The sequence below is a fragment of the Streptacidiphilus sp. EB129 genome (genome assembly GCF_041262645.1).
In the GTDB taxonomy this organism is placed as follows: domain Bacteria; phylum Actinomycetota; class Actinomycetes; order Streptomycetales; family Streptomycetaceae; genus Streptacidiphilus.
In genome coordinates this window covers 1-26,927 of the sequence record NZ_JBGCCS010000002.1, presented here as the reverse complement: position 1 = coordinate 26,927, position 26,927 = coordinate 1, and the positions used below count along the sequence as shown (strand labels likewise).

The 26,927-nt window shown below is 71.7% G+C and carries 26 protein-coding genes; 18 read left to right on the top strand and 8 right to left on the bottom strand.

All coding sequences use genetic code 11. The annotated features are described in order from the left end of the window. The first annotated feature begins 200 nt into the window (after positions 1 to 200). The gene (fabG, locus tag ABH925_RS02360; RefSeq protein ID WP_370144993.1) at positions 201 to 905 is read left to right on the top strand and encodes a 3-oxoacyl-[acyl-carrier-protein] reductase; all 705 of its coding nucleotides are present in this window, start codon (positions 201 to 203) and stop codon (positions 903 to 905) included. Positions 906 to 910: 5 nt separating this feature from the next. Continuing rightward, on the top strand, positions 911 to 1,678 hold the full coding sequence (gene fabI / locus ABH925_RS02355) for an enoyl-ACP reductase FabI (RefSeq protein ID WP_370144991.1): 768 nt from the start codon (positions 911 to 913) through the stop codon (positions 1,676 to 1,678). Positions 1,679 to 1,785: 107 nt separating this feature from the next. Here fabI and ABH925_RS02350 read toward each other — a convergent pair whose 3' ends face one another. Then, positions 1,786 to 2,469: a FadR/GntR family transcriptional regulator gene (locus ABH925_RS02350; protein WP_370144989.1), complete on the bottom strand. Its 684-nt coding sequence runs from the start codon at positions 2,467 to 2,469 to the stop codon at positions 1,786 to 1,788. Between the two features lie 103 nt (positions 2,470 to 2,572). On the opposite strand from ABH925_RS02350, the gene ABH925_RS02345 reads away from it, so the two are divergent. The 3 genes from ABH925_RS02345 to ABH925_RS02335 are packed head-to-tail and all read left to right on the top strand — an operon-like array spanning position 2,573 to position 4,634. Continuing rightward, complete coding sequence (locus ABH925_RS02345) at positions 2,573 to 3,919, top strand: MFS transporter (RefSeq protein WP_370144987.1); 1,347 nt, start codon at positions 2,573 to 2,575, stop codon at positions 3,917 to 3,919. 34 nt (positions 3,920 to 3,953) lie between these two features. Beyond that, the gene (locus tag ABH925_RS02340) at positions 3,954 to 4,076 is read left to right on the top strand and encodes an SGM_5486 family transporter-associated protein (RefSeq protein ID WP_370144985.1); all 123 of its coding nucleotides are present in this window, start codon (positions 3,954 to 3,956) and stop codon (positions 4,074 to 4,076) included. A 39-nt stretch (positions 4,077 to 4,115) separates the two neighbouring features. Continuing rightward, a complete protein-coding gene (locus tag ABH925_RS02335) occupies positions 4,116 to 4,634 on the top strand; it encodes a histidine phosphatase family protein (protein WP_370144984.1) in 519 nt (172 codons plus the stop codon). 79 nt (positions 4,635 to 4,713) lie between these two features. On the opposite strand, the gene serB is transcribed toward ABH925_RS02335, so the two are convergent. Together serB and ABH925_RS02325 are read right to left on the bottom strand one after the other, a co-directional pair. Next, positions 4,714 to 5,943 carry a phosphoserine phosphatase SerB gene (serB, locus tag ABH925_RS02330; RefSeq protein WP_370144982.1) on the bottom strand — a complete coding sequence of 410 codons (1,230 nt, stop codon included), beginning with the start codon at positions 5,941 to 5,943 and terminating at the stop codon, positions 4,714 to 4,716. Between the two features lie 141 nt (positions 5,944 to 6,084). After that, the gene (locus ABH925_RS02325; protein WP_370144980.1) at positions 6,085 to 7,908 is read right to left on the bottom strand and encodes a streptophobe family protein; all 1,824 of its coding nucleotides are present in this window, start codon (positions 7,906 to 7,908) and stop codon (positions 6,085 to 6,087) included. A 213-nt stretch (positions 7,909 to 8,121) separates the two neighbouring features. Between ABH925_RS02325 and ABH925_RS02320 the strand changes: the two genes are divergently transcribed. Both ABH925_RS02320 and ABH925_RS02315 read left to right on the top strand, forming a co-directional pair. Then, complete coding sequence (locus tag ABH925_RS02320) at positions 8,122 to 10,653, top strand: FHA domain-containing protein (protein WP_370145397.1); 2,532 nt, start codon at positions 8,122 to 8,124, stop codon at positions 10,651 to 10,653. Between the two features lie 211 nt (positions 10,654 to 10,864). Continuing rightward, the gene (locus tag ABH925_RS02315) at positions 10,865 to 11,650 is read left to right on the top strand and encodes an MHYT domain-containing protein (RefSeq protein ID WP_370144978.1); all 786 of its coding nucleotides are present in this window, start codon (positions 10,865 to 10,867) and stop codon (positions 11,648 to 11,650) included. Positions 11,651 to 11,654: 4 nt separating this feature from the next. Here the strand turns inward: ABH925_RS02315 and ABH925_RS02310 are convergent, their stop codons facing one another. Both ABH925_RS02310 and ABH925_RS02305 read right to left on the bottom strand, forming a co-directional pair. Then, a complete protein-coding gene (locus ABH925_RS02310) occupies positions 11,655 to 12,731 on the bottom strand; it encodes an S-adenosylmethionine:tRNA ribosyltransferase-isomerase (RefSeq protein ID WP_370145396.1) in 1,077 nt (358 codons plus the stop codon). Positions 12,732 to 12,847: 116 nt separating this feature from the next. Then, positions 12,848 to 13,546 (bottom strand): SDR family NAD(P)-dependent oxidoreductase, encoded by a 699-nt coding sequence (locus ABH925_RS02305; protein WP_370144976.1) that lies wholly within the window; start codon positions 13,544 to 13,546, stop codon positions 12,848 to 12,850. Positions 13,547 to 13,757: 211 nt separating this feature from the next. On the opposite strand from ABH925_RS02305, the gene ABH925_RS02300 reads away from it, so the two are divergent. From ABH925_RS02300 to ABH925_RS02290, 3 genes are all read left to right on the top strand, one after another. Further along, entirely contained in the window at positions 13,758 to 14,990 is a 1,233-nt protein-coding gene (locus ABH925_RS02300; protein ID WP_370144974.1) for a GAF domain-containing sensor histidine kinase, read from the top strand. Continuing rightward, positions 14,983 to 15,663, top strand: coding sequence for a response regulator (locus ABH925_RS02295; RefSeq protein WP_370144972.1), 681 nt, complete (start codon positions 14,983 to 14,985; stop codon positions 15,661 to 15,663). The genes ABH925_RS02300 and ABH925_RS02295 overlap by 8 nt, the downstream gene beginning before the upstream one ends. A gap of 221 nt (positions 15,664 to 15,884) precedes the next feature. After that, positions 15,885 to 16,121 carry a chaplin gene (locus ABH925_RS02290; protein WP_370144970.1) on the top strand — a complete coding sequence of 79 codons (237 nt, stop codon included), beginning with the start codon at positions 15,885 to 15,887 and terminating at the stop codon, positions 16,119 to 16,121. Positions 16,122 to 16,220: 99 nt separating this feature from the next. Here ABH925_RS02290 and ABH925_RS02285 read toward each other — a convergent pair whose 3' ends face one another. Further along, positions 16,221 to 17,036, bottom strand: a complete 816-nt coding sequence (locus tag ABH925_RS02285; RefSeq protein ID WP_370144968.1) for a hypothetical protein — start codon at positions 17,034 to 17,036, stop codon at positions 16,221 to 16,223. A 97-nt stretch (positions 17,037 to 17,133) separates the two neighbouring features. Here ABH925_RS02285 and ABH925_RS02280 point away from each other — a divergent pair, with 97 nt between their 5' ends. The 6 genes from ABH925_RS02280 to ABH925_RS02255 all read left to right on the top strand — a co-directional run bounded on the left by ABH925_RS02280 (position 17,134) and on the right by ABH925_RS02255 (position 22,911). Then, positions 17,134 to 17,925 carry an ABC transporter ATP-binding protein gene (locus ABH925_RS02280; RefSeq protein ID WP_370144966.1) on the top strand — a complete coding sequence of 264 codons (792 nt, stop codon included), beginning with the start codon at positions 17,134 to 17,136 and terminating at the stop codon, positions 17,923 to 17,925. Between the two features lie 110 nt (positions 17,926 to 18,035). Further along, positions 18,036 to 18,467 carry an NfeD family protein gene (locus tag ABH925_RS02275; protein WP_370144964.1) on the top strand — a complete coding sequence of 144 codons (432 nt, stop codon included), beginning with the start codon at positions 18,036 to 18,038 and terminating at the stop codon, positions 18,465 to 18,467. 112 nt (positions 18,468 to 18,579) lie between these two features. Continuing rightward, complete coding sequence (locus tag ABH925_RS02270; RefSeq protein ID WP_370144962.1) at positions 18,580 to 19,548, top strand: SPFH domain-containing protein; 969 nt, start codon at positions 18,580 to 18,582, stop codon at positions 19,546 to 19,548. Positions 19,549 to 19,665: 117 nt separating this feature from the next. Next, on the top strand, positions 19,666 to 20,421 hold the full coding sequence (locus ABH925_RS02265; protein ID WP_370144960.1) for a sulfite exporter TauE/SafE family protein: 756 nt from the start codon (positions 19,666 to 19,668) through the stop codon (positions 20,419 to 20,421). 12 nt (positions 20,422 to 20,433) lie between these two features. Then, entirely contained in the window at positions 20,434 to 20,739 is a 306-nt protein-coding gene (locus ABH925_RS02260) for a 4a-hydroxytetrahydrobiopterin dehydratase (protein ID WP_370144958.1), read from the top strand. An 81-nt stretch (positions 20,740 to 20,820) separates the two neighbouring features. Then, the gene (locus ABH925_RS02255) at positions 20,821 to 22,911 is read left to right on the top strand and encodes a PQQ-binding-like beta-propeller repeat protein (RefSeq protein WP_370144956.1); all 2,091 of its coding nucleotides are present in this window, start codon (positions 20,821 to 20,823) and stop codon (positions 22,909 to 22,911) included. 57 nt (positions 22,912 to 22,968) lie between these two features. Here ABH925_RS02255 and ABH925_RS02250 read toward each other — a convergent pair whose 3' ends face one another. Together ABH925_RS02250 and ABH925_RS02245 are read right to left on the bottom strand one after the other, a co-directional pair. Next, on the bottom strand, positions 22,969 to 23,469 hold the full coding sequence (locus ABH925_RS02250) for an HNH endonuclease (RefSeq protein ID WP_370144954.1): 501 nt from the start codon (positions 23,467 to 23,469) through the stop codon (positions 22,969 to 22,971). Between the two features lie 156 nt (positions 23,470 to 23,625). After that, a complete protein-coding gene (locus ABH925_RS02245) occupies positions 23,626 to 24,156 on the bottom strand; it encodes a YbhB/YbcL family Raf kinase inhibitor-like protein (protein ID WP_370144952.1) in 531 nt (176 codons plus the stop codon). Positions 24,157 to 24,288: 132 nt separating this feature from the next. On the opposite strand from ABH925_RS02245, the gene ABH925_RS02240 reads away from it, so the two are divergent. Continuing rightward, the gene (locus ABH925_RS02240) at positions 24,289 to 24,948 is read left to right on the top strand and encodes a DNA-3-methyladenine glycosylase (protein ID WP_370144950.1); all 660 of its coding nucleotides are present in this window, start codon (positions 24,289 to 24,291) and stop codon (positions 24,946 to 24,948) included. A gap of 14 nt (positions 24,949 to 24,962) precedes the next feature. Further along, positions 24,963 to 26,231 (top strand): tyrosine--tRNA ligase, encoded by a 1,269-nt coding sequence (gene tyrS / locus ABH925_RS02235; protein WP_370144948.1) that lies wholly within the window; start codon positions 24,963 to 24,965, stop codon positions 26,229 to 26,231. Positions 26,232 to 26,927: the final 696 nt, after the last annotated feature.

Here is a 26,927-nt window from a genome sequence, read left to right as displayed (position 1 = left end):
TTGTCGGAAGGCCCGGTGCATCAGCACCGGGCCTTCTGCTGTTGCGCCTCCGCCCCGACCGCCGCGGGCACCACACTGTGGGAAACCCACAGTGCAGCGCTGATCTCGCTGTGGGCGGTCGATTCGCTGCCGCCGCGCGAATGCGGATAGCGTCGGCCTGCGTAGACATCTGGCCGCACAAGCAGAGAGAGGTGGACCTTTTGAGCCGCTCGGTTCTCGTCACCGGAGGCAACCGGGGCATCGGCCTCGCCATCGCCCAGGCCTTCGCCGAGGCGGGCGACAAGGTCGCCATCACCTACCGCTCGGGCGAGCCGCCGGCCGGCTTCTTCGCGGTGAAGTGCGACATCACCGACTCGGAGCAGGTCGACCAGGCGTTCAAGGAGGTCGAGGCCGAGCACGGCCCGGTCGAGGTCCTCGTCGCCAACGCCGGTGTCACCAAGGACACCCTGCTGCTGCGCATGTCCGAGGAGGACTTCACCTCCGTCCTGGACACCAACCTCACCGGCACGTTCCGCGTGGTGAAGCGCGCGTCGAAGCTGATGCTGCGGGCCCGCAAGGGCCGGATCGTGCTGATCTCCTCCGTGGTGGGCCTGACCGGCTCGCCCGGCCAGGCGAACTACGCCGCCTCCAAGGCCGGCCTGGTCGGCTTCGCCCGGTCGCTGGCCCGCGAGCTGGGCTCGCGCAACATCACCGTCAACGTGGTCGCCCCCGGCTTCGTCGACACCGACATGACCGCGGTGCTCAGCGACGAGCGCCGCGCGGAGATCGTCTCGGGCGTGCCGCTCGGCCGCTACGCCGAGCCCGCCGAGATCGCCTCGACCGTGCGCTTCCTCTCCTCCGACGAGGCCGCATACATCACCGGAGCCGTCATTCCCGTCGACGGCGGATTGGGCATGGGTCACTGATCACCATGAGTGGAATCCTTGAGGGCAAGCGCATCCTCGTCACCGGCGTGCTGATGGAGTCCTCCATCGCGTTCCAGGTGGCCAAGCTGGCGCAGGAGCAGGGCGCGGAGATCATCCTGACCGCGTTCCCGCGCCCCAGCCTGACCGAGCGCATCGCCAAGAAGCTGCCCAAGCCCACCAAGGTGCTGGAGCTGGACGTCACCAACGCGGAGCACCTGGCCGGCCTGGCCGACCAGGTCCGTGCGGAGCTCGGCGGGCTCGACGGCGTGGTGCACTCCATCGGCTTCGCCCCGCAGGACGCCCTGGGCGGCAACTTCCTGAACACCCCGTGGGAGTCCGTCGCGACGGCGGTCCACGTCTCGGCGTTCTCGCTGAAGTCGCTCACCATGGCCTGCCTGCCGCTGATGGAGGAGGGCGGCTCGGTCGTCGGCCTCACCTTCGACGCCACCCTGGCCTGGCCGCAGTACGACTGGATGGGCCCGGCGAAGGCCGCCCTGGAGGCCACCTCGCGCTACCTCGCGCGGGACCTCGGCAAGCAGGACGTGCGCTGCAACCTGGTCTCGGCCGGCCCGATCAAGTCGATGGCCGCGAAGTCCATCCCGGGCTTCGACCAGCTCGCCGACACCTGGAACGTGCGTTCCCCGCTGAGCTGGGACGTCACCGACCCCGAGCCGGCCGGACGCGGGGTGGTCGCACTGCTGTCGGACTGGTTCCCGAAGACCACCGGCGAGATCGTCCACGTCGACGGCGGCCTCCACGCGATCGGCGCATGACGTTCGCACGCTGCTGAGGTTGCACTACCCAGGGGCGCGGGGAACTGCGCTGCCAACCATGCACCTTCGTGGGTGGCTGGCAGCGCAGTTCCCCGCGCCCCTCTTGGTTAGTGACGCGCCGCGTCGTCGGCGCGGCAGCGGCCGATGACCCAGGCGGAACGCCTGGCCGCGGCCTCGCCGTCGCGCTCGCGGATCGCGGTGACGATGTCGGCGTGCGGGACGTAGCGGTCGGGACTCAGCACCGGGCCGACGTCCTGGCGCAGGTGCGCCCGCAGCACCTCGCCCAGGTCCGCGTACAGCGCGGCCAGAACCTCGTTGTGGGCGGCGGCCACCACCGCCTGGTGGAACGCGGCGTCGGCCTGTACGAAGGCCTCCGTGTCGCCGCCGAACCAGACCTCCTCCCGGCGCGCGGTGACGACGTCCAGCAGTTCCAGGTCGCGGTCGGTACGCCGCTCCGCGGCCATCCGCGCCGCCGAGGACTCCAGCATGGCGCGCAGTTCGGCGACCTCCGCCTGCGCCGCGTCGGCGAATCGCCGGTGCATCACCCCGGCCAGCTCGCTCGTCGCCAGCACATAGGTGCCGGAGCCCTGCCGGATGTCCAGCAGGCCGTTGTGAGCCAGTGCCCGGACCGCCTCGCGGACGGTGTTGCGGGCCACGCCCAGCTGCTCCACCAGCGCGACCTCGGTGGGGATGCGTGAGCCGACCGGCCACTCGCCCGAGGTGATCTGCGCCCGTAGCTGGGCGATCACCTGGTCGGCCAGCGGCTCACGCCGGGGCGAGGTCAGTGTCATCCCTACTCCATCGTTCAGCTGGTCGTCGAACCCCCATCATCCCGCCTCGCGGATCCGGGATTCGATGGGTGGCTAATTCATCCCATCATTCTATGATGGCCCCATGCCAGTCGCAGAGACCTCCGGAGCCCAGTCCGCCGCCGACCCGTCCGTCGGATCGCGCCCCGACACCGCCCCCGCCGACACCGCCGCGCCCACCCGCGCCCGTGCGGCGGGTACGCACGCCCGGTGGTTGCTCCTGCTTGCGATAGCCGTCGCCGCGTTCAACCTCCGCCCGGCCGCCGCCGCGATCGGGCCGATGCTGGCGCAGATCCGCGGCTCGCTGCACATGAGCGCGGCCCTGGCCGGCGTGCTCACCGCGCTGCCCACGCTCTGCTTCTCGGTCTTCGGCTTCCTGGCCCCGGTGCTGGCCCGGCGGATCGGTCCGGCCGCCACCGTCTGCGCCGGCATGGGCGCGGTCACCCTGGGCCTGGCCGCTCGCGCGGTGGCCCCGGACAGCTCGGTGTTCCTGCTGCTCAGCGCGCTGGCGCTGGCCGGGATCGCGGTCGCCAACGTGCTGATGCCGGTGGTGGTGAAGCGCTACTTCCCGGACCGGGTCGGCCCGGTCACCGGCCTGTACTCGATGACCCTGGCCGCCGGTACCGCGCTGACCTCGGCGCTCGCGGTGCCGATGACCAGAGCGCTGGGCGGGAGCTGGCGGGTCGGCCTGGGCGTCTGGGCCCTCGCCGCGGCCGTCGCACTGGCCCTGTGGCTGGCCCAGCTGGCCCTGATGCGCCGCACCGGCCACACCCGCGACGGCGGTGTCGTCGTCGCGACCTCTGCGACCCCGCCGGCGACGGCATCGGCGCCCGCCCCGGCCCGGATGCGGATGTCGCGCAGCCGCACCGCGCGATCTCTCGCCGTCTTCTTCGGACTGCAGGCGACCGGCGCGTACTTCACGCTGGGCTGGATGCCGCAGATCTACCAGGACGCGGGTGTCTCCGCCACCGAGTCGGGGGTGCTGGTCGCCGTCACCATGGCCGTCAGCGCGCCGTTGTCGCTGGTCATCCCGTCCGTCGCGGCCAGGAGGCCGGACCAGGGCGCGATCGTCGTGCTGCTGGCAGCCTGCGGCCTGACCTCCTACGCCGGGCTGGCCTTCGCCCCGGCCGCCGCGCCCTGGCTCTGGGCGGTCCTGTCCGGGTTCTCCAACTGCGCCTTCCCGCTCATCCTCACCATGATCGGCCTGCGCTCCCGCAGCGCCGAGGGCGTGGCCCGGCTGTCCGCCTTCACCCAGGGCGTCGGCTACCTGATCGCGGTCCCCGGACCGGTCCTGATCGGCGTGCTCTACCAGCGCGAGCACGGCTGGTACGGAGCGCTGGCGCTGCTCTCGGTGCTGCTCGTCGCGCAGGCGGTGATCGGACGCAGGGCCGGCCGTCCGAGCCAGGTCGAGGACGAGGTGGGGCCCGCCTGATCCGCCTGCCGGACCGAATGGCAGACTCGTCGCCATGCCTGTTCTCGAACCCAACCCCACCGGTGGAAACAAGAAGCTGCTGCAGATGTTCGGCCTGATCCTGGCCATCCTGGTGGTGATCGGCATCGCCGCTTCGGTCGCGACCACCATGGGCTGAGCGGTACCCGCCGGCGGGATTTCTGGGAAGCTGGCAGACATGAGCGTCGATACGTCCCGCAGGATCATCGTCCTCCGTCACGCCAAGGCCGACTGGCCCGCCGTGCCCGACCACGAGCGGCCGCTGGCCGACCGCGGTCGCAAGGACGCACCCGTCGCCGGGCGCTGGCTCGCCGGCACCGGCATCATCCCCGACCTGGCCCTGTGCTCCACCGCCGAGCGCACCCGCGAGACCTGGAAGCTGTTCGCCCACGAGTTGCCGACCCGTCCACGCACGGTCTACGAGGACCGGCTGTACGAGGCGACCCCGGGCCAGCTGATCGAGGTGCTCCAGGAGGTCCCCGAGGACGTGGAGACGGTGCTGCTGGTGGGCCACAACCCGGGGGTGCAGGGCCTCACCGAGGTACTGGCCGGAGGCCACGAGGACGACACCCTGGCCCGGCTGCGGAGCACCGGCTTCCCCACCTCGGGCATCGCGGTGCTGACCCTGGACCCGCCCTGGAAGGCGGTCGAGCCCGGAGTGGGCCACCTGACCAGCTTCTACTCGCCCAAGGACTGAGAGCCCGGCCGACCTGCGCGGGGCCCCGCCCGTTCCGGGCCTCGCGCGGGTCGGACCGTGCGCGGGTCGGACCGTGCGTTCAGTCCGCGAGGAGCAGACCCCCGTCGGCGTCCTCGACCTCCTCGCGGGAGATGCCGAGCAGGTACAGCACGGTGTCCAGGAACGGCACGTTCACCGTGGCGTCCGCCGCCTCGCGGACCAGCGGCTTGGCGTTGAACGCGACGCCGAGTCCGGCCACGTTCAGCATGTCCAGGTCGTTGGCGCCGTCGCCGATCGCCACCGTCTGCTCCAGCGGAACCCCGGCCTCGGCCGCGAACCGCTCCAGCATCCGCGCCTTTCCGGCCCGGTCCACGATCTCGCCGACGACCCGGCCGGTGAACTTCCCGTCCACCACCTCCAGGGTGTTGGCGGCGGCGAAGTCCAGCCCGAGCTGTTCCGCGAGGTCGTCGGTGACCTGGGTGAAGCCGCCGGAGACGATGCCCACCTGGTAGCCGAGCCGCTTCAGGGTGCGGATCAGGGTCCGCGCGCCGGGTGTCAGCCGCACCTCGGCGCGGACCTTGGCCACCACGTCCGCGTCCAGCCCGGCCAGCAGCGCGACCCGGGCCCGCAGCGACTCGGCGAAGTCCAGCTCACCGCGCATCGCCTGGGCGGTCACCTCGGCGACCTCGGCCTCGCAGCCGGCGTGCGCCGCGAACAGCTCGATGACCTCGTCCTGGATCAGCGTCGAGTCGACGTCCATCACGATCAGCCGTTTGGCCCGACGCTGAAGGCCCGAACGGACCACGGCGACGTCCACCCGCTGCGCGGCCGCCTCGGCCGCCAGTTCCGACCGCAGCAGTTCGCTGGGAACACCGGACACGGCCAGCTCCACCGCGGTGACCGGGTACTTCGCCAGGCGGAACACCCGGTCGATGTTGCCGCCGCAGTCGGTGATCCGGGAGCTGAGCGCGGCCACCGCGGAGGCCTTGAGCGGATGGCCCAGCACCGTCACATGGGAGCGGCCCTCGCCACGCGGCCGGTTGTCACCGGTGCCGGAGATGACCTCGGCCTGCAGCCGCTGCCCGTCCGCCCACTGGTGCACCTGGGCGCGCAGCCCGCCCTCCTCCCGGGGCGCGGTGACCAGGGCGCACAGCACTATCCGTCCCCGGGTCACCACCTGCTCGAAGTCGACGACGTCGACGCCGTACTCGGCGAGGGTGGTGAAGAGCCCGGTGGTGATGCCGGGACGGTCCTTGCCGAAGACCTTGACCAGCAGGGTCCGGGGCTCATGTGCGGGGTGGGCCGCAGGGGCCTGGGGCGAGGTGCTCATGGTGAGCACCACGCTACCGGGCACGGCCGCGCCGACCTAAGGCCGTCCCGCCTGCTGGACAGTCAGCTCGCCGCAGGTCGGGCGGGCTGAGCCCACCGACTCCGGGCCGGTCGGCGGGGCGGCGGCCTCCCGGTCGGCGGGTCAGCCGTTCGGCGGCGGGCTCTGCGGGGGCGGGCTCTGCGCGGGGCCGCCGGAGTACGGGTTGTAGCCGCCGGGCGGCTGGGACGGGGGCCGCACCGGCGGCGGTCCGGGCGGCGTCCCCGGCCCGGAGCCGGGCGGCGGCCCGGCCGGGCCGTCCGTGCGGCGGTACGGGTTGTCCGGCGCGGGCGGTGCCTGGCCCGGACGAGGGGCCTGCGGCAGGCCTCCGTACCGCGGTGGCGCGGACGGCTGCGGCGCGGGCTGCGGCGGTCCGGACGGCTGCCCGTACTGCGGCTGTCCGGCGTAGGGCGGCGGCGTGGGCTGGGACTGCGGCGGCCGGGCCTGCTGCGGGTACGGCAGCGCGTCGGCGGACTGCGGGTAGGACTGCTGCGGCGGGGACTGCCCCGGGTACGACTGCTGCGGGTGGCGGGCCCCGGCCGGTGCGAGGGCGACCCGCTTGGCGGCGGCGAACCGCGCCACCAGCAGCGCTCCGAGGAAGCCGAACACCGCTCCCTCGACCAGCCCCAGCACCACCGCGAGCAGCAGGTTGCCGCTGATGCTCAGCCCGGCCCCGACCGCGTCGAAGCCGAACACCGACAGGTCGGCGTTCACCGACACCCCGGCCAGCGACAGCAGCACCGGCGTCACCACCGCCAGCGCCACCCCCATCCGGAGCCCGGCCTCCCCGGCCTCCCGTACCGGACTCTGCGGCAGCGCCGGGAGCGGCGTCCGCACGGCGGCGAACACCCCGACGGCCAGCAGCATCAGCGCCACGCCGGCCGGCAGCAGCCACACCCGCCCGTCCAGGGAGGCGAGGTGGCTGAGCGTGATCGTCTGCCCGCTGCCGCCCTTGAGCAGCTGGTCCACCGGTGACGGCAGGAAGTGCGTCAGCGGCCCACTGGCCTTGCCGTTCAACGGGACGGCCATGCCCAGCGGCACGGCCAGGAACACCCCGTTGGGGGTGCCGAGCAGCGCGCCGCCGACGGTCTTCGCGCCGCCGTTGCCCATCAGCCCGACCGCGATCCCGGACAGGGCGGCGACCAGGACCGTGCCCAGCAGCACCGTCACCACGGCCGAGGCCACCGGGCGGACCTGGCGGCCCAGCGCCTCCCAGCCGACCGGCACCGGGGTGCGGCGCGAGGCGAGCAGCGCGACCAGCAGCACCACCAGCACCCACACCAGGCCGAGGCCCAGCGTCGGCAGCAGGTCGACGGTGAAGCCCACGGTGGGCTTGGTGTTGCCGCCGACGGCTCCGCCGACCAGCCCGCCGAGGCCGCCCAAGTCGCCGCCGAGGCCGCCGAGCGGATCGCTGCCGCCTCCGCCGCTGCCGCCGCCACCGGGCAGGCCGGGAACGGAGTTGAGGTTGATGGCCACCGTGCCGTTGCCGGACCAGGCCACCACGGCCAGCAGCACCAGGAACGCGCCCACCGCGCCGGCCAACCGTCCCAGCAGCACTCCGGGGTGCAGCACCGGAAGCCGGTGCAGCGGCCTGACGAAGAGCCAGCCCAGCACGACCGCGCCGACGACGCTCACCCCCAGCGGGATGATCCCGATCGACCCCTGGGCCGCCGCCGCGTCAAGTCCGAACACCGAGACGTCCCCCGAGGGGCTGATACGTCCGCCGGTGGCCATCGCCACCAGCGCGGCGGTCAGCGCGCCCAGCGAGGCGTAGGTGTCCAGGCCCAGCAGATGGACGCCCAGCGCGGCCGTCGCGGCCATCGCGACGAAGGACCAACTCGCAGCCACCGCAGCGGAGACCATCCCGTAGGCCACGGAGTCCCGAAGCCCCCCGGAGCCGGCGGGCCGCTGGTGCCCGTAGATCGTCATGGCTGGAAGCCCCCCTGGAGTACACGTGCTCACCTACCCGATGCCGTCAGGGTATTGTCCCGCCAGGTTGCCACACGGTCACGGTCCCGGGGGTGCGGTTCCCGCCACGGTGATCGAGCTGGAATGATTCCCCCTGACGTTCGGCATCCCTAAACTTCCCCTGTCAAGAGCGGGGACTACTCGGGGGACTACATCATCGTGGGGCAGGCAACAGTGCCGCAGCTGGTACTTGAACTCAACGGACAACGCAGAACCCTGGAGCCGGGGCGCAGCTACTCCCTCGGCCGCGACCCGCAGTCCGATGTGGCGGTGGACGACGCACGGGTCTCCTGGCGGCACGCGACCATCGCGTACCACGGCAACGGCTGGGTACTGGAGGATCTGGGCAGCACCAACGGCACCTATGCCAACGGGCAGCGGACCAACCAGGTCCAGCTCGGGCAGGGCGCCGTGGTGACCCTGGGCAACGCGGAGAGCGGGCCCCGGCTCACCTTCGCCGGGGTGCCCGCCCCGGCCCAGGCCGCCCCGGTGCAGCAGCCGGGCCCCGCGCAGAACTGGCACGACCAGGGCACGGCCCGCTACAACCCGGTCGGCGGATACGCCCAGCCCCCGCAGCAGCAGCCGCCCCAGCAGCAGCCCCCGCAGCAACAGCCCTGGCAGAGCCAGCCGTACGGGGGTGGCGTGCCGGCTCAGCAGCAGGGCGGTTACGCCCCGCAGCAGCCGTCGCAGCCCGCGCCCGAGCCGGTCTACGGTTCGCGCAACCCCACCATGGTCCGCAACCTGGCCGGCGGCGGCCTGCGCACCATCCGGATCGGCCGTGGCCTGGACAACGAGCTGGTCGTCTCCGACCTCTCGGTCTCCCGGCACCACGCCGAGCTGCGCCAACTCGCGGACGGCCGCTACGAGATCGTCGACCTCGACAGCCACAACGGCACCTATGTCAACGGTCAGCCGATCTCCCGGGTGCTGCTCGGTTCCGCCGACATCGTCGGCGTCGGCCACTCCACCTTCCGTCTGGTCGGCGACCAGCTGGAGGAGTTCGTCGACACCGGCGAGGTCTCCTTCTCCGCGCGCCACCTGCTGGTCAAGGTGGAGCACAAGGGCGCCGAGAAGATCCTGCTGAACAACGTCAGCTTCGGGGTTCCGGAGAAGTCGCTGGTCGCGGTGATCGGCCCGTCCGGCTCCGGCAAGTCCACGCTGCTGCGCGCCCTCACCGGCTACCGTCCCGCCGACAACGGCGACGTGCTCTACGACGGCCGCAACCTGTACAAGCAGTTCGCCGAGCTGCGCCAGCGCATCGGCCTGGTGCCCCAGGACGACATCCTGCACTCGCAGCTGACCGTCCGCACCGCGCTGAAGTACGCGGCCGAGCTGCGCTTCCCCGGCGACACCGAGGCGGCCGAGCGCGAGCGCCGGGTCGACGAGGTGCTCACCGAGCTGCACCTGGAGAAGCGCGCCGACAACAAGATCACCGCACTCTCCGGCGGCCAGCGCAAGCGCGTCTCGGTCGCCCTGGAACTGCTCACCAAGCCGTCGCTGATCTTCCTGGACGAGCCCACCTCGGGCCTGGACCCGGGCATGGACCGCGACGTCATGAAGATGCTGCGCGGTCTGGCCGACGAGGGTCGCACGGTCCTGGTGGTCACCCACTCGGTGGCCGAACTCGCGCTCTGCGACCGGCTGCTGGTGATGGCGCCGGGCGGTTCGGTGGCCTACTTCGGCCCGCCGAAGGAGGCCCTGCACTTCTTCGGGTACGAGACCTGGGCCGACGTCTTCCAGGCCTTCGAGAACTACCCGGACCACGACTGGGCCGGCCGCTTCCGCGGCTCGGTGCACTACCAGATGTACTCCGCGGACGTCGAAGCCGTGCAGGCCCAGTCCGCGCAGATACAGCACGAGCAGACCAAGCCTGCGAAGCAGCAGAGCTGGGGTTCACAGCTGTCCACGCTGGTCCGTCGCTATCTGGCGGTGATCGCCTCGGATCGAGGTTTCATCCTGCTGTCGCTGCTGCTGCCGGCGGTTCTCGGCGTGGTGAGCATGGTCATCCCGTCACCGGACGGCCTCGCACCGGGCAAGGGGGGGATCAACCAGAATGCCCCCACGATCTTGCTCATCATGGCTGTTGGCGCGTGCTTCTCTGGAGCTGCGAACTCAGTCCGAGAGCTGATCAAGGAACGGGTGATCTACGAACGAGAGCGTGCTGTCGGTCTCTCCCGCAGTGCCTACCTGATGTCCAAGGTCGTGGTCCTCGGTGTGGTGAGCGTGGTCCAGGGCATCCTGATCTGCGGTATCGGCTTCTCGACCCGCAAGCTCCCGACGGGTCTCATCGTCTCGGGTTTCCCGGCCCTGGAGATGACGGTTCCGATCATCCTGTTGAGCTTCGCTTCAATGATGTTCGGCCTGGTCATCTCGTCGCTCGTCAAGACATCCGAGAAGACGATGCCGCTCTTGGTGATGTTCGCCATCGTCCAGGTCGTCTTCACGGGTTGCCTCGGCTTCGCCATCGCGGGTACCGCAGGATTGGAACAGTTCGCTTGGTTGATGCCGTCCAGGTGGGCGGCCGGAGCTCTCGGTACCACGATCGACCTGGGTCGGCTGATCGGATCCCCTGACTCGATGTGGGCGCATACCGCGACCCAATGGCTGATCGACTGTGGCGCGCTTGTCGTCATCAGCGCGGTTCTGGGCTTCGCTGTGCTCCGGCTGCTGCGTCGGCACGAGCCCGAGGTCATGCGCCAGCGCTGACCGCCCGGCAGCACCCGCTGCCGCACCGAGCCCCGCGAGGCCGCATCCCCACAACCGGGGGTGCGGCCTCGCCGCATCGATTCGGTAACCGTTGTGGCGATCGGTGCACATGTGTGCGGAACAAGTTCACAGGTCCCCCTAGCATTTCGCCGTCCCGGGCGTACCGCCCGTCGGGTGCGATGACCTAAGGACCAATCAGCTCATGGCACATATGAACGGGTTCACGTACGGGTGGGTCAACCCGCTGATGGCCTTCCTGGTCGCCTGCGTCGGAGCGGCCCTCGGCCTGCGCTGCACGGTGCGCTCGCTCGCGCTGCCCCCGGAGCGCCGCCGGGGCTGGCTGTTCCTGGCCGCCGCCTCCATCGGCTGCGGGATCTGGGCCATGCACTTCATCGCCATGCTCGGCTTCACCGTCAGCGACACCACGCTGGTCTACGACATACCGCTCACCCTGGGCAGCCTGCTGGTGTCCGTCGCGGTCGTCGGCGTCGGCGTCTTCTACGTCGGCTACCGCCCGCAGGGCTGGGGCACGCTGCTCGTCGGCGGCACGCTGACCGGCGTCGGCGTCGCCGCCATGCACTACATGGGCATGGCGGCGATGGCGCTGGACGGACACGTGCACTACGACCTGGGCATGGTCGCGCTCTCCGTCGCGGTCGCGGTGCTCGCCGCGACCGCCGCGCTCTGGATGACGCTCAACGTCCGCGGTCTGTGGGCGGCCCTGGTCGCCGCCCTGGTCGCCGGCGTCGCCGTCTGCGCCATGCACTACATCGCCATGCAGGCGGTCTCGGTCCAGGTCGACGGCTCGGTCGCCGCCGCCGGGGTGCCCGCCTCGCAGCTGATCCTGCCGGTCGCGGTCGGCATCATCGTCTTCCTCACCGTCGCCGGCATCGTGGTCGCGATGTCCCCGCCCGAGGGGGCCCGCGACGGCCGCGACCTGGAGACCGAGGAGCGGATCCAGGTCGTCCTCTTCGACGGCAGGACCCGCGGCCTCTGATGCGTCACCGGGGCAGGATGAGGTGCAGGTCGCCGAACTCGTGCCAGAGGTACCGCTCCCGCAGGGCCTCGGCGTAGCTGCGGTCCAGCAGCGGGCGTCCGGCGATGGCCTCCAGCATCAGCAGGTGTGAGGCGCGGGGCTCGTGCAGCCCGGTGAGCAGGCCGTCGACCACCCGCACGCCTCGCTCCGGGGTGATCACCAGGTCGGTCCAGCCCGACATGGCGTGCAGCCGCCCCTCCGCGTCGACGGCCGACTCCAGCGCCCGCACCGCCGTCGTCCCCACCGCGACCACCCGGGACCCGGCCCCGCGGGCCGCCTCCACCAGCCGCACCGTCGGCTCGGCCACCTCGAACCACTCGGCGTACGGGGGCTCGTGCGCCTCGATCGAGGCCACTCCGGTGTGCAGGGTGATCGGGGCGATCTGCACGCCCCGGCTGACCAGTTGCGCCACCAGCTCGGCGGTGAACGGCCGGGCGGCGCTCGGCATCTCCGCCGACCCGGCCGCCGCCGGGCCCTCCACGCCGGCCAGCGCCTGGGCGAACACCGTCTGGTAGGCGGACAGCGGCCGGTCCGCGTCGGTGTACGAGTAGCGGATGGCCCGCCCGTACGCCGTCAGGTACGCCAGCGGGTCGGTGACCCGGAAGTCCGCCTGCCACAGCCGCTCCGAGGCGGAGCCGTCGTGCGCCACCAGCGGTTCCACCAGGGCCAGCCGGGCCCCGCCGGTCAGCCGTACCGTCACCGGCCGGGCGTCGGCCGGCCGGCGCTGCCGGGTGCTGCCGCGCCCGTCCGGTGTACGCAGTTCCACCACCCAGCGCTGTGCCGACCGCCGGGTCGAGAAGTGCACCACCACCTGCTCACCGGTCCCGGTGACCCGGCCGTCCACGGCCGCGGCCAGCGTCGCCGAGGTGTTCACCACCAGGACGTCACCGGGGTCGAGCAGCCGGGGGAGTTCCCGGAAGGCGTGATGGCCGACCTCCTCGCCGCGGCTCAGCAGCAGCCGTACGTCGTCGCGGCCGCTGCGGCCCCGTTCCTCCGGCGGCGCGGTCGCCTCCAGCTCGTCCGGGAGCTCGAACTCGTCCATCCCGAAGCCCTCCAGTGCCTCCGACCGCAGCGGGAAGGCCCGGTGTCCGGCGCGGTCCCCGCGCTTGCCGCCGCCCCCGATCCGCACCGTGGGCAGCGTCGCCTGCCGCGTCCGCATCAGCGCTCCCCGCCCAGCTCGGTGACCGTGTAGCGACCGCTCCCGCGGGTTCCGCCGATCAGCGCCAGCAGGGCCGGTACCGCGGCCTGCTCCGGCAGCGGACGCCCGCTGTCGTCGTCCGTGGGCACCGCCGCCGCGTACATCGCGGTGCGCATGTCGCCCGGATCCACCGACCACACCCGCAGCGCCGGCTCCTCGGCCGCCAGCACCGCCGACCAGTGGTCCAGCGCCGCCTTGCTCGCGCCGTAGCCGCCCCAGGTCTCGTACGCCTCGACCGCCGCGTCCGAGCTGATGTTCAGCAGCGCGCCGCCGCTCGCCCGCAGCAGCGGCAGTGCGGCCTGGGCCAGCGCCAGCGGCGCGACCGTGTTGACCTCCAGCGCCGCCCGGAAGCCGTCCAGCGGCTGCTCGGCCAGCGTCACCAGCGGTTCGGCGCCGAGCACGCTGGCGTTGTTCACCAGCAGCTCCAGCCCGCCCAGGCCCTCGGCGGCGGCGACCAGTTCGGCCCGGTGCGCGGCATCGGTGACATCGCCCGGCAGCGCCACCACGGCCACCCCGAGCGCGGACAGCTCGACCGCGACCTCCCCCAGCGCCTCTGCGCCCCTGGCGTCCAGCACCAGCGACCAGCCCTTGGCGGCCAGCGCCCGTGCCAGTGCCCTTCCCAGCCCCCGCGAGGCTCCGGTCACAACTGCGACAGCCATGATGCGTCCTTCCGACGATGACGTCCGGTGGGCTGGTGCCGCCCCGGCGTCCGGTACTTCCTGATGGCTTCGACACTAGGAACGGACCGGGTGGGGTCGCCTCGGTCCCGGGGGCGTGCGCCTGCGGGCCCTTCGGCCTACGTCGCTGGTCCTGGGTCCACCACCCCGGCCGCCCGATGCCCGGTGGATCACCCGGCGGTACGGTTTCCGCATGTCCTCACGTCCCAGCGCCGAACCCGCCCCCGATCCCGCGCAGTGCGCCGGGCCGGGCGACCCCTGCCTGGGCGGGATCGAGGCGATCAGCTCCGCGGTCCTGGCCATGAGCAAGCACCTGGAGGTGCGCGAGGTGCTGCAGCGGATCGTCACCTCCGCCCGCACCCTGGTCGGCGCGGAGTACGCCGCCCTCGGCGTGCCGGACGACCACGGCGGCTTCGCCCAGTTCGTCGTCGACGGCATCAGCGACCAGCAGTGGCGGGCCATCGGCCCGCTGCCGCGCCAGCACGGCATCCTCGCCGCGATGCTGCACGAGGCCAACCCGCAGCGGCTCGACGACGTCCGCCAGGACCCCCGCTTCGGCGGCTGGCCCTCCGCCCACCCGGACATGAGCGCCTTCCTCGGCGTCCCGGTCATGGACGGCGAGGAGATCCTCGGCGCGCTCTTCTTGGCGAACAAGCACAGCCTTGCGAACAAGCACAGCCTTACGAACCAGCACAGCGCCGACAACGCGGGCTTCACCGCGCACGACGAGGAACTGCTCCGCATCCTCGCCGCGCACGCGGCCATCGCCCTCACCAACGCCCGCCTCTACGAGCGCAGCCGCGAACTCACCCTGGCCGGCGAACGGGCCCGCATCGCCCACGAACTGCACGACGCGGTCTCGCAGAAGCTGTTCTCGCTGCGGCTCACCGCCCAGGCCGCCTCCGCGCTGATCGCCCGCGATCCGGAGCGGGCCCGGGCCGAACTCGCCGAGGTCTCCCGGCTCGCCGCCGAGGCCGCCGACGAACTGCGCGGCGTGGTCATCGAGTTGCGCCCGGCCGCGCTGGACGAGGACGGCCTGCTGCTCACCCTCGCCTCGCAGATCGAGGTGCTGAACCGGGCCCACACCGCGCAGGTCAGCTTTGAGCACACCCGCGTCCACGCGCTGTCGCCGGCGCAGGAGGAGGCGGTGCTGCGGGTCGCTCAGGAGGCCCTGCACAACGCCCTGCGCCACTCCGGCGCGGCCGTGGTCCGGGTCGGGCTGCACCCGGCCGGCACCGGCCGGGGCGCGCGGCTCACCGTCGCCGACGACGGGAAGGGCTTCGCCCCGGAGCAAACCCGTCGTGCCGGGCGGCACCTCGGCCTGGTGTCCATGCGTGACCGCGCCGCCTCGGTCGGCGGTGCCCTGCGGATCGAGTCGGCTCCCGGCCAGGGGACCGTGGTGGAACTGGAGGTTCCCGGTGTCTGACGAACGGAGCACGGCGGGCGAACCGAGTACGGCGGGAACGCGGATCAGGGTGCTGCTGGTCGACGACCACCAGGTGGTCCGCCGGGGACTGCGCACCTTCCTGGAGGTCCAGGGCGACATCGAGGTGGTCGGCGAGGCGGGGGACGGCGCCGAGGGCGTCGCCAAGGCGGAGGAACTGCGCCCGGACGTGGTGCTGATGGACGTGAAGATGCCGGGTACCGACGGCATCGAGGCGCTGCAACTGCTCAAGGAGCGCGGCAATCCGGCCCGGGTGCTGGTGGTGACCAGCTTCACCGAGCACCGCACCGTCGTCCCGGCGCTGCGGGCCGGTGCGGCCGGGTACGTCTACAAGGACGTCGACCCCGAGGCCCTGGCCGGTGCCATCCGCTCGGTCCACGCCGGGCATGTGCTGCTGCAGCCGGAGCTGGCCGGGGCGCTGCTCTCCGACGACTCGCACCGCACCCCGCAGGGCCGGGGCGGTTCGCTCACCGAACGCGAACAGGAGGTGCTCGGGCACATCGCGGACGGCCGCTCCAACCGCGAGATCGCCCGAGTGCTGCACCTGTCCGAGAAGACGGTGAAGACCCATGTCTCCAACATCCTCATGAAGCTGGATCTGGCCGACCGGACCCAGGCCGCGCTCTGGGCCGTCCGCAATGGGATGACCCGCTGAGATGCGACATCGGGACCCGACTTTCCGGGCGATTCCGGCAGGGCGCGCGACGGGGCGCGAATGCTCCGAATGGGGGAGCGCGGGTCTGATCTGCACACCAGTCACATCAACCCGAAAGAGTGTCAGAAGGTGAACTCCCCGGGCCGATGTCCATAGCCTCCACGTCGAAGTGCCCGACACCGGACTGCGGTGCCGGGTCAGTCTCAGGAGGATGCAGAAACATGAACGTACGCAAGGGTGCCCTCGTCGTCGCCGCCGCCGGTGCCGCCCTGATCGGTGGCGCCGGCGCCGCCTCGGCGAACGCCAACGCCACCGGCCACACCGCGGACTCGCCCGGCGTCGGCTCGGGCAACAGCGTCCAGGTGCCGGTGCACATCCCGGTGAACGTCTGCGGCGACTCGGTCAACGTCATCGGCCTGCTGAACCCGGCCTTCGGCGACTGCTGCCAGAACGTCTGACGCACGCCCGCTGAACCGGGGTACGGGCTCGGCCCGGTGACCCGTGCCCCGGTTCACGGCGGTTCGTCCGTTCACAAGTACATTGCGAGGGTTCGCCCCTCAGTGGGTGCCTTGCGAGGGTTCGTCCACCAGCGCGTTGTAGGACGCGACCTGCGCCCGCCGCGCGGTCCGCGCCAGCGGGCGCAGCGCCTCGGCCCTGGCCGCCATCTCGGCGGCGCTCACCGCCGCACCCTCGCTCACCGAGGCCAGCGCCAGCAGTGCCCGCACCTGCCGGGCCGACTCCAGCACCCGCACCGCCCGCGGCTGGTAGCCGGGGGCCAGCAACTGCGGCTGTCTCCGCTTCCGGTAGGACTCCAGGGCACGCTGCACCGCCGGGCCGCCGCCGGCCACGTCCAGCCGCAGCAGCAGCGCCGTGGTCTCCCGCAGCCCCTCCGCCAGCTCCCGCTCGGCGTCCCGCAGTTGCGGCACGTCCGCCGGGACGCCCGGGTTCACCGGCAGGCAGTGCCAGACCACCCGCACCAGCTGGTCGCCCTCCGGCCCGTGCCGCACCACCTCGGGGACCAGCCCCAGGGCCGGCTCTCCCACCGTCAGCACCGCCTCGCCGGCCCCCAGCGCCCGGTCGTTGAACCCGGCGGGCCCGGTCAGCCCCAGCGGATGCCCCGCGGCCGGCAGCGCCAGCCGCAGCCCGCTCACCCCGAGCGCCCGCAACCGGCCCAGTGCCAGTGCCAGTCCGCCGTCGCCCAGGCCCGGCACCCCGGTCACCGTGTGCGCGTCGTCGCGCCCCCGTATCGCCTCCCCGGCGTCGTCGGGGGAGGCGAAACCGCCCAGCCACGCGTTGCCCCAGGCAACCACGCGCCCGGACCTGGGCTCCTCGAATACGTCATCGGGACGGCTTCCGCCGGGGATCTGCACCATGGGGCAAGCCTACGAACAACTCGTCCATCTCCGTGGCGTAGGTTTTCCCTCGACGAAGACACAATCTGAAGCACTCTGCATTGGGGAAGGCGTACGCATGAGCGACGTGCTCGAGCTGGTGGACGTATCCGTGGTCCGGGACGGCCGCGCGCTGGTGGAGCAGGTGTCCTGGGCCGTCGCCGAAGGCGAGCGCTGGGTGATCCTCGGCCCCAACGGCGCGGGCAAGACCACGCTGCTCCAGGTCGCCGCCTCGTACCTGTTCCCCTCGACCGGCACCGCCGCGATCCTCGGCGAGAAGCTCGGCGGCGTCGACGTCTTCGAACTGCGCCCCCGGATCGGCCTGGCCGGCGCCGCGATGATCGACAAGCTGCCGCGCCGGCAGACCGTCCTGGACACCGTCCTCACCGCCGCCTACGGCATGACCGCCCACTGGCACGAGAAGTACGAGCAGACCGACGAGTCCCGGGCCCGCCTGCTGCTCGACCTGCTCGGCATGTCCGAGTACGTCGACCGCCACTTCGGCACCCTGTCCGAGGGCGAGCGCAAGCGCACCCTGATCGCCCGGGCCCTGATGACCGACCCCGAGCTGCTGCTGCTGGACGAGCCGGCCGCCGGGCTCGACCTGGGCGGCCGCGAGGACCTGGTCCGCCGGCTGGGCGCGCTCGCCCGCGACCCCAAGGCCCCTGCCATGGTGATGGTCACCCACCATGTCGAGGAGATCGCCCCCGGCTTCACCCACGTCCTGATGATCCGCCAGGGGAAGGTGCTCGCCGCCGGGGCCCTGGACGACACCCTCACCGCCCGGAACCTCTCGCTCTGCTTCGGCCTCCCGCTGACCCTGGAGCGCCACGACGACCGCTGGTCCGCACGCGGCCTCCCCATGCGCTAGGAGGACCGCGCCGGGCGGGTCGTGACGTCCCGTCCACGGGCGGAACGATCTTCCGCACGCGCGGAACGACCAGCGCAAACCCCTCTCCCGCAGCGTTCCCCGGGCCTACCATGGGCGTTGTGGAGAACTGGATGTGGTGGCTGATCGTCGCAGCGGCGTTCGGCGTCCCGCTGGTGGTCACGGCACTGCCGGAATTCGGCATGTTCGCGATCGGCGCGGGTGCCGCGGCACTCACCGGCGGCCTCGGCGGGGGCACGGTGGCGCAGTTCGCCGTGTTCCTCGGGATCTCGGTCGCGCTGCTGGTCTTCGTCCGCCCCATCGCCATGCGGCATCTGCGCCAGGGCCCGCGGATCCGGATGGGCATCGACGCCCTCACCGGCGCCTCCGCCGTGGTGCTGGAGCAGGTCGACGAGCACGACGGGCGGATCAAGCTCCAGGGCGAGGTCTGGTCCGCCCGCGCGTTCGAACCCGGCCGGGTCTACGAACCGGGCCAGCAGGTGAGTGTCGCTCAGATCGACGGCGCCACCGCGCTCGTCCTGTGAGCCGGCACCTGCCGGCACCCACCGACCGCGACCAGACGACCAGCCGGACCAGCACCGACCGGCCCGACCAGCACCGACCGAGACCGAGCAACACCGCAACGAGGGAGTCCTTGTGCAACCCGTGATCATCGTCCTGATCGTGCTGGTCGTGCTTGCGTTCATCGCACTGATCAAGACCATCCAGGTGATCCCGCAGGCGAGCGCGGCCATCGTGGAGCGGTTCGGCCGCTACACCCGCACCCTCAACGCGGGCCTCAACATCGTGGTGCCGTTCATCGACACCATCCGCAACCGGATCGACCTGCGTGAGCAGGTCGTCCCGTTCCCGCCGCAGCCGGTGATCACCCAGGACAACCTGGTGGTGAACATCGACACCGTCATCTACTACCAGGTCACCGACGCCCGCGCGGCGACCTACGAGGTCGCCAGCTACATCCAGGCGATCGAGCAGCTCACCGTCACCACGCTCCGCAACATCATCGGCAGCATGGACCTGGAGTCCACCCTCACCTCCCGCGAGACCATCAACGCCGGCCTGCGCGGCGTCCTGGACGAGGCCACCGGCAAGTGGGGCATCCGGGTCAACCGGGTCGAGCTGAAGGCCATCGAGCCGCCGACCTCCATCCAGGACTCGATGGAGAAGCAGATGCGCGCCGACCGTGACAAGCGCGCCGCGATCCTCACCGCCGAGGGTGCCCGTCAGGCCTCGATCCTCACCGCCGAGGGCCAGAAGCAGGCCGAGGTGCTCCGCGCCGAGGGTGAGGCCCAGGCCAAGGTGCTGCGCGCGGACGGTGAAGCCGCGGCCATCCGCACGGTGTTCGAGGCCATCCACGAGGGCGACGCCGACCAGAAGCTGCTCGCCTACCAGTACCTGCAGACCCTGCCGCAGATCGCCCAGGGAGACTCCAACAAGCTGTGGATCATCCCCAGCGAGGTCGGCGACGCACTCAAGGGCCTCAGCGGCGCCTTCAGCGGCCTCGGCCCCAAGGAGGCCCCCGCGGCCCCGTCCGACGCCAACGGCGCGGTGCCCCCGCCCCGCATGGAGAAGCGCCGCGAGTACCCCTCCATCGACCCGGAGTAGCCTGCGGGGCCCGGGGATTCCCCGGGCCCCGTCCCACGTGACGGAAGGCACGCCCCTTGGCCCGGCCGATTGGTGGATGATCGGCTGAGCACACCGTCGAGGCGAAGGGCCGGAGTCATGTCACCGTGGGAGGCAGTCGGGGTCTTCGCCGCCGGCATCGGCGCGGGCACCATCAACACGGTCGTCGGCTCCGGCACCCTGATCACCTTCCCGGTCCTGCTCGCCGTCGGCCTGCCCCCGGTCACCGCGAACGTCTCCAACACCATCGGCCTGGTCCCCGGCTCGCTCAGCGGCGCCATCGGCTACCGCGCGGAGCTCAAGGGCCAGCGCGACCGGCTGATCCGGCTCGGCACCGCCTCCCTCCTGGGCGGGCTGGTCGGCGCACTGCTGCTGCTGGTACTGCCGGCCGACGCCTTCAAGACCATCGTCCCGGTGCTGATCGGCCTGGCCCTGCTGCTGGTGATCCTGCAGCCCCGGCTGGCCAAGTCGCTCAAGGCCCGCGACGCCGCACCCGCCCGGGCGGAGGGCGGCCTGGCCCTGGTCCTCGGCGTCTTCGGCTCCGGCGTCTACGGCGGCTACTTCGGCGCGGCCCAGGGCGTGCTGCTGCTCGGGCTGATGGGCCTGCTGCTCAACGACGACCTCCAGCGGATCAACGCCACCAAGAACATCCTGGCGATGCTCGTCAACGGCACGGCCGCGATCGTCTTCCTCTTCGTGGCCCACATCGACTGGTACGCGGCCCTGCTGATCGCCGCCGGTTCCACCATCGGCGGCCAGATCGGCGCCCGGGTCGGGCGCCGTCTGCCGCCCACCGTCCTGCGCGCTCTGATCGTGATCGTGGGTATCGTCGCCATCGTCAAACTCCTTCTCTGAACGGAGCCACCGATGACCGGGAAACTGAGCGACGAGCAGATCGCGGCCGGGCTGGCCGACCTGCCGAACTGGCACCGCGAGGGTGACGCCCTGCTGCGCACGGTGAAGGCTCCCGACTTCCTCGACGCGATCCGCATGGTCGTGGCGGTCGCGGAGGCGGCCGAGGAGATGGGTCACCACCCGGACATCGACATCCGCTGGCGCACCCTGCACTTCGCCCTCACCACGCACGACGCGGGCGGCCTGACCGCCCTCGACCTCCGCCTCGCCGCCGCCGTCGACACCGCCGTGGGGGACGTCGCCACCCCCTCCGGGTGAAGTCGGGGATGCCAGGAGGTGACCAACGCGGGTCGTGAGATGCTGGCCGACGCAACGTGAAAGGCGGGAGCTCGACCACCCATGGAACGCGACCAATCCGGCACCGAGGGGCAGCAGCACTGGCAGCCCCAGGGGCAGTACCCGGACGGCTACGCCATGCCCGGATACCAGCAGCAGCCCGAGTACGGCACCGAGTCGTACCAGCAGCCGGACGCGTACAGCCAGCAGGGATACGAGCACCCCGGATACGAGCAGCAAGCCGGATACGGCCGGCCCGGGTACGAGCAAGCCCACGGGTACCAGCCGCAGTCCTCCTACCCGCAGCAGCCGACCCCGTCGTACGACCCCGGCACCGGCTACCCGCAGCAGGGCTACTACCAGGACCCGGCGTACTCCCCGGACGCCTTCCCCCCGGGGGAGTACGACGCCGCCGGGTACGGGTCCGGCCAGTACGCCGCGGACGCGTACGGCTCGGGTGACTACACCGCAGGTCAGCACGGCGCGGGAGACTACGGCGCCGCCGAGTACTCGCCCCACCAGGGCGGTACGGAAGCGTTCCCGACCGAGGGCTACCCCGCCGAGGAGTCGGCGGCCGGTCAGCACGACGCCGGTCAGCACGACGTCGGTGAGTACGACGCCGCGGAGCACGGCACGGGCGCCGGCGCCGACGCCGAGCGGCCCGAGGTGGGGGTCTCCCTCCCGGCCGGCTCGTCCGCCGTCACCGGCGGGGGCCGTGCGGCCCGGCGCCGGGGCAAAGGCGGGGCCCCGCAACCGGGGGGCGACCAGCCCGCGGCACCCGTCCCGGACGGTCCGCTGCTGCCCCGGCTCATCGCCGCCGCGACCGGCCGTGCCCCCGGAACCGACCGCCGGACCTTCCTGATCCGGGCCGGCATCGGCGCTGTCGCCCTGGTCGTCGTCGCCGCGGCCGGTATCGCCGTGGCCGGTGGCGGGGGTTCGGGCAGCAGCCACAGCGCGGCCGCCCCCGCCGAGGCCAACCTCTCCAGCGGCCACAGCAAGAGCTGGGCCGCTCCCGCCGACGCCGCCACGACGGGCAGCAGCGACGGCCTGGTCGGTGCCTGGGTCACTGCCAAGGCCGTGATCCGGGGTGACGGCACAGGCGTCACCGCGTACGACATCGGCACCGGCGGCAAGCTCTGGACGGTCACTCCCCCCGTGGCCGGCGCGGTGCCCTGCGCCATGTCACCCACCGTCAACTCCACCGGCGTCGGCGCGGTGGTGTTCCAGCCGAAGGCCGGCGCCAACCAGCCGTGCACCCAGCTCGTCGCAGTCGACTCCGGGACGGGTACGACGCCCTGGAAGGCCACCATCGCGACCGCCACCACCGGCTACGGTGCGTCGGTCATGGTCGACGACACCCGGGTGGTCGCCGTCGGCGACTCCGCCGCGGTCGGCTACGACATCTCCAGTGGCAAGCAGAGCTGGACCTACACCGGTCCCGGCAAGTACTGCGCCCTCTCCGGCAACGGCACCGGCAGCACCCTGCTGCTCCAGACCACCTGCGCCGACACGGCGCCCAAGCAGCAGGCGATCACCCTGGACGCCGGCACCGGGAAGCTGAACTGGTGGCGCGGTCTGCCGCAGGACGCGGCCTCGTACACGGTGCTCTCGGCGACACCCGCGGTCGTCGCCGTGCACATGGCGGACCCCACCAAGGACACCATCATGTCCTTCAGCGACAAGGGTGACACCCAGGCCACCATCTCCTCCGGACAGACGGCCGGGCAGCTGGACACCACCCACGGCAGCTTCGACCCCATGCCGGCCCTCTTCTTCCAGAACGGGATCATGTACGCCGCGCTGACGCCCCCCGGCGCGGCCGCCACCGACGCCGGGGTACTCGCGGCGTTCACCCTCGCCGACGGCCACGAGGTCTGGCAGGCGACCCCGCAGGAGAAGGGCCGCTCCGAGCTGGTCGGCCTGGACGGCACCGCCGCGGTGGTCGCCACCGAGGAGCGCCTCGGCCAGCCCGCCCGGCTCAGCCACTACGACCTGGCGACCGGCAAGGAGAGCCCCGGCGGAGGCTTCCCCCAGGGGACCGGGTCGATCCTGACCTCCAGCCGAGTGCTCTACCAGAGCAACTTCGTCGCCGCCCTGCCGGAGTTCACCTCCACCTACAACACCGCGGCGGCGGCCTTCACCGCCGCCAAGTGACCACCCCGTACCGCACAGGGCGGTGCCGGGGCGGCCGAAGGTGCCGCGTCTGTGCCCTCAGGCCGGCTGCGGCAGCCACTCCGGCAGCTCGCCGCGCCCGGCGCCCAGCGCCAGCATCAGCGAGGCCTCCGGCGTCGGCTCGAACGGGGTGACCAGCAGCGCCATCCCGGCCTGCTCCGGCGTCCGGTCCGCCTTGCGGTGGTTGTCCTGCGCGCAGGCGGCGACGGTGTTCAGCCAGGTGTCCCCACCTCCGCGTGACCGGGGCAGCACGTGGTCGACGGTCGTGGCCTTGCGCCCGCAGTACGCGCACCGGAAGCCGTCCCGTACCAGCACGCCACGCCGCGACCACGCGGCCCGTTGTCGGAACGGCACCCGGACGTACCGGCGCAGCCGGACCACCCTCGGCAGCGGCAGCTCCACCGAGGCCGCCCGCACCCGGTGCAGCGGATGCGCGTGCTCGACGACGGCCTTGTCCTGCAGTACGAGCACGACCGCTCGCTGCAGCGACACCGTCGACAGCGGCTCGTAGCTCGCGTTGAGTACCAGCGTGTTGCGCATCTCGGCCACCTCCAGGCTTTGTCCCGCCCCCGAGCAGGCCTCGGAGCCGGTGTGACCACTGTGAAGGCCGGACGTCGCCGGAACAACGCATTTCTTGTACGAGTCTGGCGAACTCCTGTATGACTGCCCGCCGACTGCCTGCCGAACTCCGTCCCGCTACGGGCGGACTTCGTACTCCGCGATCACCTGGGCCCGCCCCAGCGTGTGGAACCGCAGATTGAAGCCCACCGCGGCCGGCGAGGTGTCCGCGTCCGGGCCGAGCTTCTCCTGGTCCACCGCGTAGACGGTGAAGACGTACCGGTGCGGGCCGTCGCCGGGCGGCGGAGCCGCGCCGCCGAAGTCGCGGGTGCCGTAGTCGTTGCGCGCGTGCACCGCGCCGGCGGGCAGACCCTTGAAGTCACCGCTGCCCGCACCCTGCGGCAGCTCGGTGACCGCCGCCGGGATGTCGAACACCGACCAGTGCCAGAAGCCGCTCCCGGTCGGCGCGTCCGGGTCGAAGCAGGTGACCGCGTAGCTCTTCGTCCCCTCCGGGGCCCCGCTCCAGCGCAGCTGCGGCGAGGTGTTCCCCAGGGCGTGGACATGCAGGTCGGGCAGTACACCGTCGGCCCGGAAGTCGTCGCTGGTCACGGTGAACTCCGGAACCGGCGGGTGGAAGTCGTGGGGGAGGGGCCGCCTGGAATCCGACACTTCGTCAACCTCCTGAGATGCCTGGGACCGGGCTTCCTGCCGAGCAGGTCCGGTGGGTCGGGCCCAGGCTATCCGTGCCGCGCCGGGCCGAAGCCCGACTCGGCCGACGCGCCGCCCACTACCCTCGACGGCATGCTGCTCGCCCGCGAGTTCTTCGCCCGCCCCGCGCACCAGGTGGCCCCCGACCTCCTCGGCCACGTCCTCGTCCGTCAGGAGCCCGAGCAGACCATCGCCTGCCGGATCACCGAGGTCGAGGCGTACGAGGGCGCGACCGACCCGGCCTCGCACGGCTATCGCGGACCCACCGGGCGCAACGCCGTGATGTTCGGCCCGGCCGGGTACCTGTACGTCTACTGGATCTACGGCATGCACCATGCCGCGAACATCGTCTGCGGCCCGGAGGGCCAGTCGCACGCGGTACTGCTCCGGGCCGGCGAGATCATCGAGGGCCGCCCGCACGCCACCCTCCGCCGTCCGACCGCCAGGAACCACGACGAGCTGGCCAAGGGCCCCGGTCGGCTCACGCTGGCCCTGGGCATCGACCGCACCCTCAACGGAGTGGACCTCTGCTCGGCCGGGTCGCCGGTGCAGGCCACGGTCGGGAAGCCGGACCCGGACGCCGACGTCCGCAGCGGGCCCAGGACCGGAATCTCCAAGGCGATGGACACCCCGTGGCGCTTCTGGCTCGGCGGCGACCCGACCGTCAGCCCCTACCGGCGCCTGAAACAATCGACTCGCAGCAACCGCGTACGCTCGGACAAGCTGAGTGGACCAGCATCGAACCGGACCTGAGGAGAAGCGAGAACGTGACGGACATCGTCGATGAACTGAAGTGGCGTGGGCTGATCGCCCTGTCCACCGACGAGGACGCACTGCGCAAGGCATTCGCGGACGGTCCGGTCACGTTCTATTGCGGTTTCGACCCGACGGCCCCCAGCCTGCACATGGGCAACCTGGTGCAGCTGCTCACCATGCGCCGCATCCAGGATGCGGGCAACTTCCCGCTCCCCCTGGTCGGCGGCGCCACGGGCCTCATCGGCGACCCGCGTCCCACCTCCGAGCGCACCCTGAACGACCCGGAGACCGTGGCCGCCTGGGTGCTGCGGCTGCGTGCCCAGGTCGAGCGTTTCCTCGACTTCGAGGGCCCGTTCGCCGCCAGGGTCGTCAACAATCTGGACTGGACGTCCGGTATGTCGGCCATCAGCCTGCTCCGCGACGTCGGCAAGTACTTCCGGGTCAACAACATGATCGCGAAGGAGGCCGTCGCCCGACGGCTCAACTCCGACGCGGGCATCAGCTACACCGAGTTCAGCTACCAGGTCCTCCAGGGCATGGACTACCTGGAGCTCAACCGCCGCTACGGCTGCACCCTGCAGACCGGCGGCAGCGACCAGTGGGGCAACCTCACCGCCGGCACCGACCTGATCCGCAAGGCCGAAGGCAAGCACGTGCACGCCCTGGGCACCCCGCTGATCGTGAAGGCCGACGGCACCAAGTTCGGCAAGACCGAGACCGGCACCATCTGGCTCGACCCCGAACTGACCACGCCCTACGCCTTCTACCAGTTCTGGCTGAACGCGGACGACCGCGACGTCGTCAACTTCCTTCGCATCTTCACCTTCCGCTCGCAGCAGGAGATCGAGGAGCTGGAGCGGGAGACGGTCGAGAAGCCGGCCGCCCGCGCGGCCCAGCGCGCCCTGGCCGAGGACCTGACCGTCCTGGTCCACGGCGAGGAGCAGTACTCGCGTGCCGTCGCGGCCTCCAGGGCCCTCTTCGGCCAGGGCGACCTGGCCGAACTGGACGCGGCCACGCTGGCGTCCGCCGTCGCGGAGCTCCCGCAGGCCGAGGTGACCGAACTGGCGTCCGTGGTCGACCTGCTGGCGGCGACGGAACTGGTGGCGAGCAAGTCGGCCGGCCGTCGCGCGGTCAAGGAGGGCGGCGCGTACCTCAACAACGCCAAGGTGACGGACGAGGACGCGGTCCCCACCACCGCCGATCTGCTGCACGGGGAGTGGCTACTGCTCCGCCGCGGCAAGCGGAACCTGGCCGCGGTGCGGTTCACTCCGGCGTCCTGACCAGAGGTACGGGCCTGTGACGGTCCTGACCTGCGGCGCAACCCATGGGAGGCGAAGATCTGAAAGATCTTCGCCTCCCATGTTTGACGCAGCCGAAACTGTCGTCTAACGTTGACCGAGTCGCCTGATTCGGACCGGTACGTCGCACGGGGCTTCGCCTCGCCGCACCAGTCCTCACGTGACCACACTGCACAGTCCATCCGCTTTCTCACATCGAACCGCTTCGAACCGACACGTTGTTGTCCGGATTCGGACTGGATCGCTTTTGCATGCGAATAGACAACCGCGATTTCCGGGCTTCCGGGAAATGCGGTAACGTAGTGCGGGTCGCCAGGCGTCAGAGGGTGCGGAAATGAAATTCGGACGGTTCGCCCGGACGATTCGGATCTGCTAAGCTTAACAACGAAGGAAGCGCCCGGAGGGGCCGGTGAAACGGTCTCGAAGGAAGCGTCCGCTCCTTGAGAACTCAACAGCGTGCCAAAAGTCAACGCCAGATATGTTGACACCCCGTCCGCCGCACATTCGTGTGGTGGTCGAGGTTCCTTTGAAAAAGTCCTTCCCATTTGTTTGGGGAGGCGATCATAGCGAGGACGCAGTGCATGGGACCGGCTATTCCGCTGGTTGCTGTGCCGCTCTTCGGTGAAGACATTCACGGAGAGTTTGATCCTGGCTCAGGACGAACGCTGGCGGCGTGCT

Excerpts from the sequence above, each read along its gene's own strand:
- ABH925_RS02265 (WP_370144960.1), top strand. The coding sequence starts at position 19,666 with ATGTCACCGTGGGAGGCAGTCGGGGTCTTCGCCGCCGGCATCGGCGCG.
- ABH925_RS02310 (WP_370145396.1), bottom strand. The coding sequence starts at position 12,731 with ATGGACGAGTTCGAGCTCCCGGACGAGCTGGAGGCGACCGCGCCGCCG.
- ABH925_RS02260 (WP_370144958.1), top strand. The coding sequence starts at position 20,434 with ATGACCGGGAAACTGAGCGACGAGCAGATCGCGGCCGGGCTGGCCGAC.
- ABH925_RS02255 (WP_370144956.1), top strand. The coding sequence starts at position 20,821 with ATGGAACGCGACCAATCCGGCACCGAGGGGCAGCAGCACTGGCAGCCC.
- ABH925_RS02275 (WP_370144964.1), top strand. The coding sequence starts at position 18,036 with ATGGGCGTTGTGGAGAACTGGATGTGGTGGCTGATCGTCGCAGCGGCG.
- ABH925_RS02290 (WP_370144970.1), top strand. The coding sequence starts at position 15,885 with ATGAACGTACGCAAGGGTGCCCTCGTCGTCGCCGCCGCCGGTGCCGCC.
- ABH925_RS02300 (WP_370144974.1), top strand. The coding sequence starts at position 13,758 with ATGTCCTCACGTCCCAGCGCCGAACCCGCCCCCGATCCCGCGCAGTGC.
- ABH925_RS02325 (WP_370144980.1), bottom strand. The coding sequence starts at position 7,908 with ATGACGATCTACGGGCACCAGCGGCCCGCCGGCTCCGGGGGGCTTCGG.
- ABH925_RS02305 (WP_370144976.1), bottom strand. The coding sequence starts at position 13,546 with ATGGCTGTCGCAGTTGTGACCGGAGCCTCGCGGGGGCTGGGAAGGGCA.
- ABH925_RS02345 (WP_370144987.1), top strand. The coding sequence starts at position 2,573 with ATGCCAGTCGCAGAGACCTCCGGAGCCCAGTCCGCCGCCGACCCGTCC.
- ABH925_RS02335 (WP_370144984.1), top strand. The coding sequence starts at position 4,116 with ATGAGCGTCGATACGTCCCGCAGGATCATCGTCCTCCGTCACGCCAAG.
- ABH925_RS02280 (WP_370144966.1), top strand. The coding sequence starts at position 17,134 with ATGAGCGACGTGCTCGAGCTGGTGGACGTATCCGTGGTCCGGGACGGC.
- serB (WP_370144982.1), bottom strand. The coding sequence starts at position 5,943 with ATGAGCACCTCGCCCCAGGCCCCTGCGGCCCACCCCGCACATGAGCCC.
- ABH925_RS02250 (WP_370144954.1), bottom strand. The coding sequence starts at position 23,469 with ATGCGCAACACGCTGGTACTCAACGCGAGCTACGAGCCGCTGTCGACG.
- ABH925_RS02240 (WP_370144950.1), top strand. The coding sequence starts at position 24,289 with ATGCTGCTCGCCCGCGAGTTCTTCGCCCGCCCCGCGCACCAGGTGGCC.
- ABH925_RS02315 (WP_370144978.1), top strand. The coding sequence starts at position 10,865 with ATGAACGGGTTCACGTACGGGTGGGTCAACCCGCTGATGGCCTTCCTG.
- ABH925_RS02350 (WP_370144989.1), bottom strand. The coding sequence starts at position 2,469 with ATGACACTGACCTCGCCCCGGCGTGAGCCGCTGGCCGACCAGGTGATC.
- fabI (WP_370144991.1), top strand. The coding sequence starts at position 911 with ATGAGTGGAATCCTTGAGGGCAAGCGCATCCTCGTCACCGGCGTGCTG.
- ABH925_RS02340 (WP_370144985.1), top strand. The coding sequence starts at position 3,954 with ATGCCTGTTCTCGAACCCAACCCCACCGGTGGAAACAAGAAGCTGCTG.
- ABH925_RS02285 (WP_370144968.1), bottom strand. The coding sequence starts at position 17,036 with ATGGTGCAGATCCCCGGCGGAAGCCGTCCCGATGACGTATTCGAGGAG.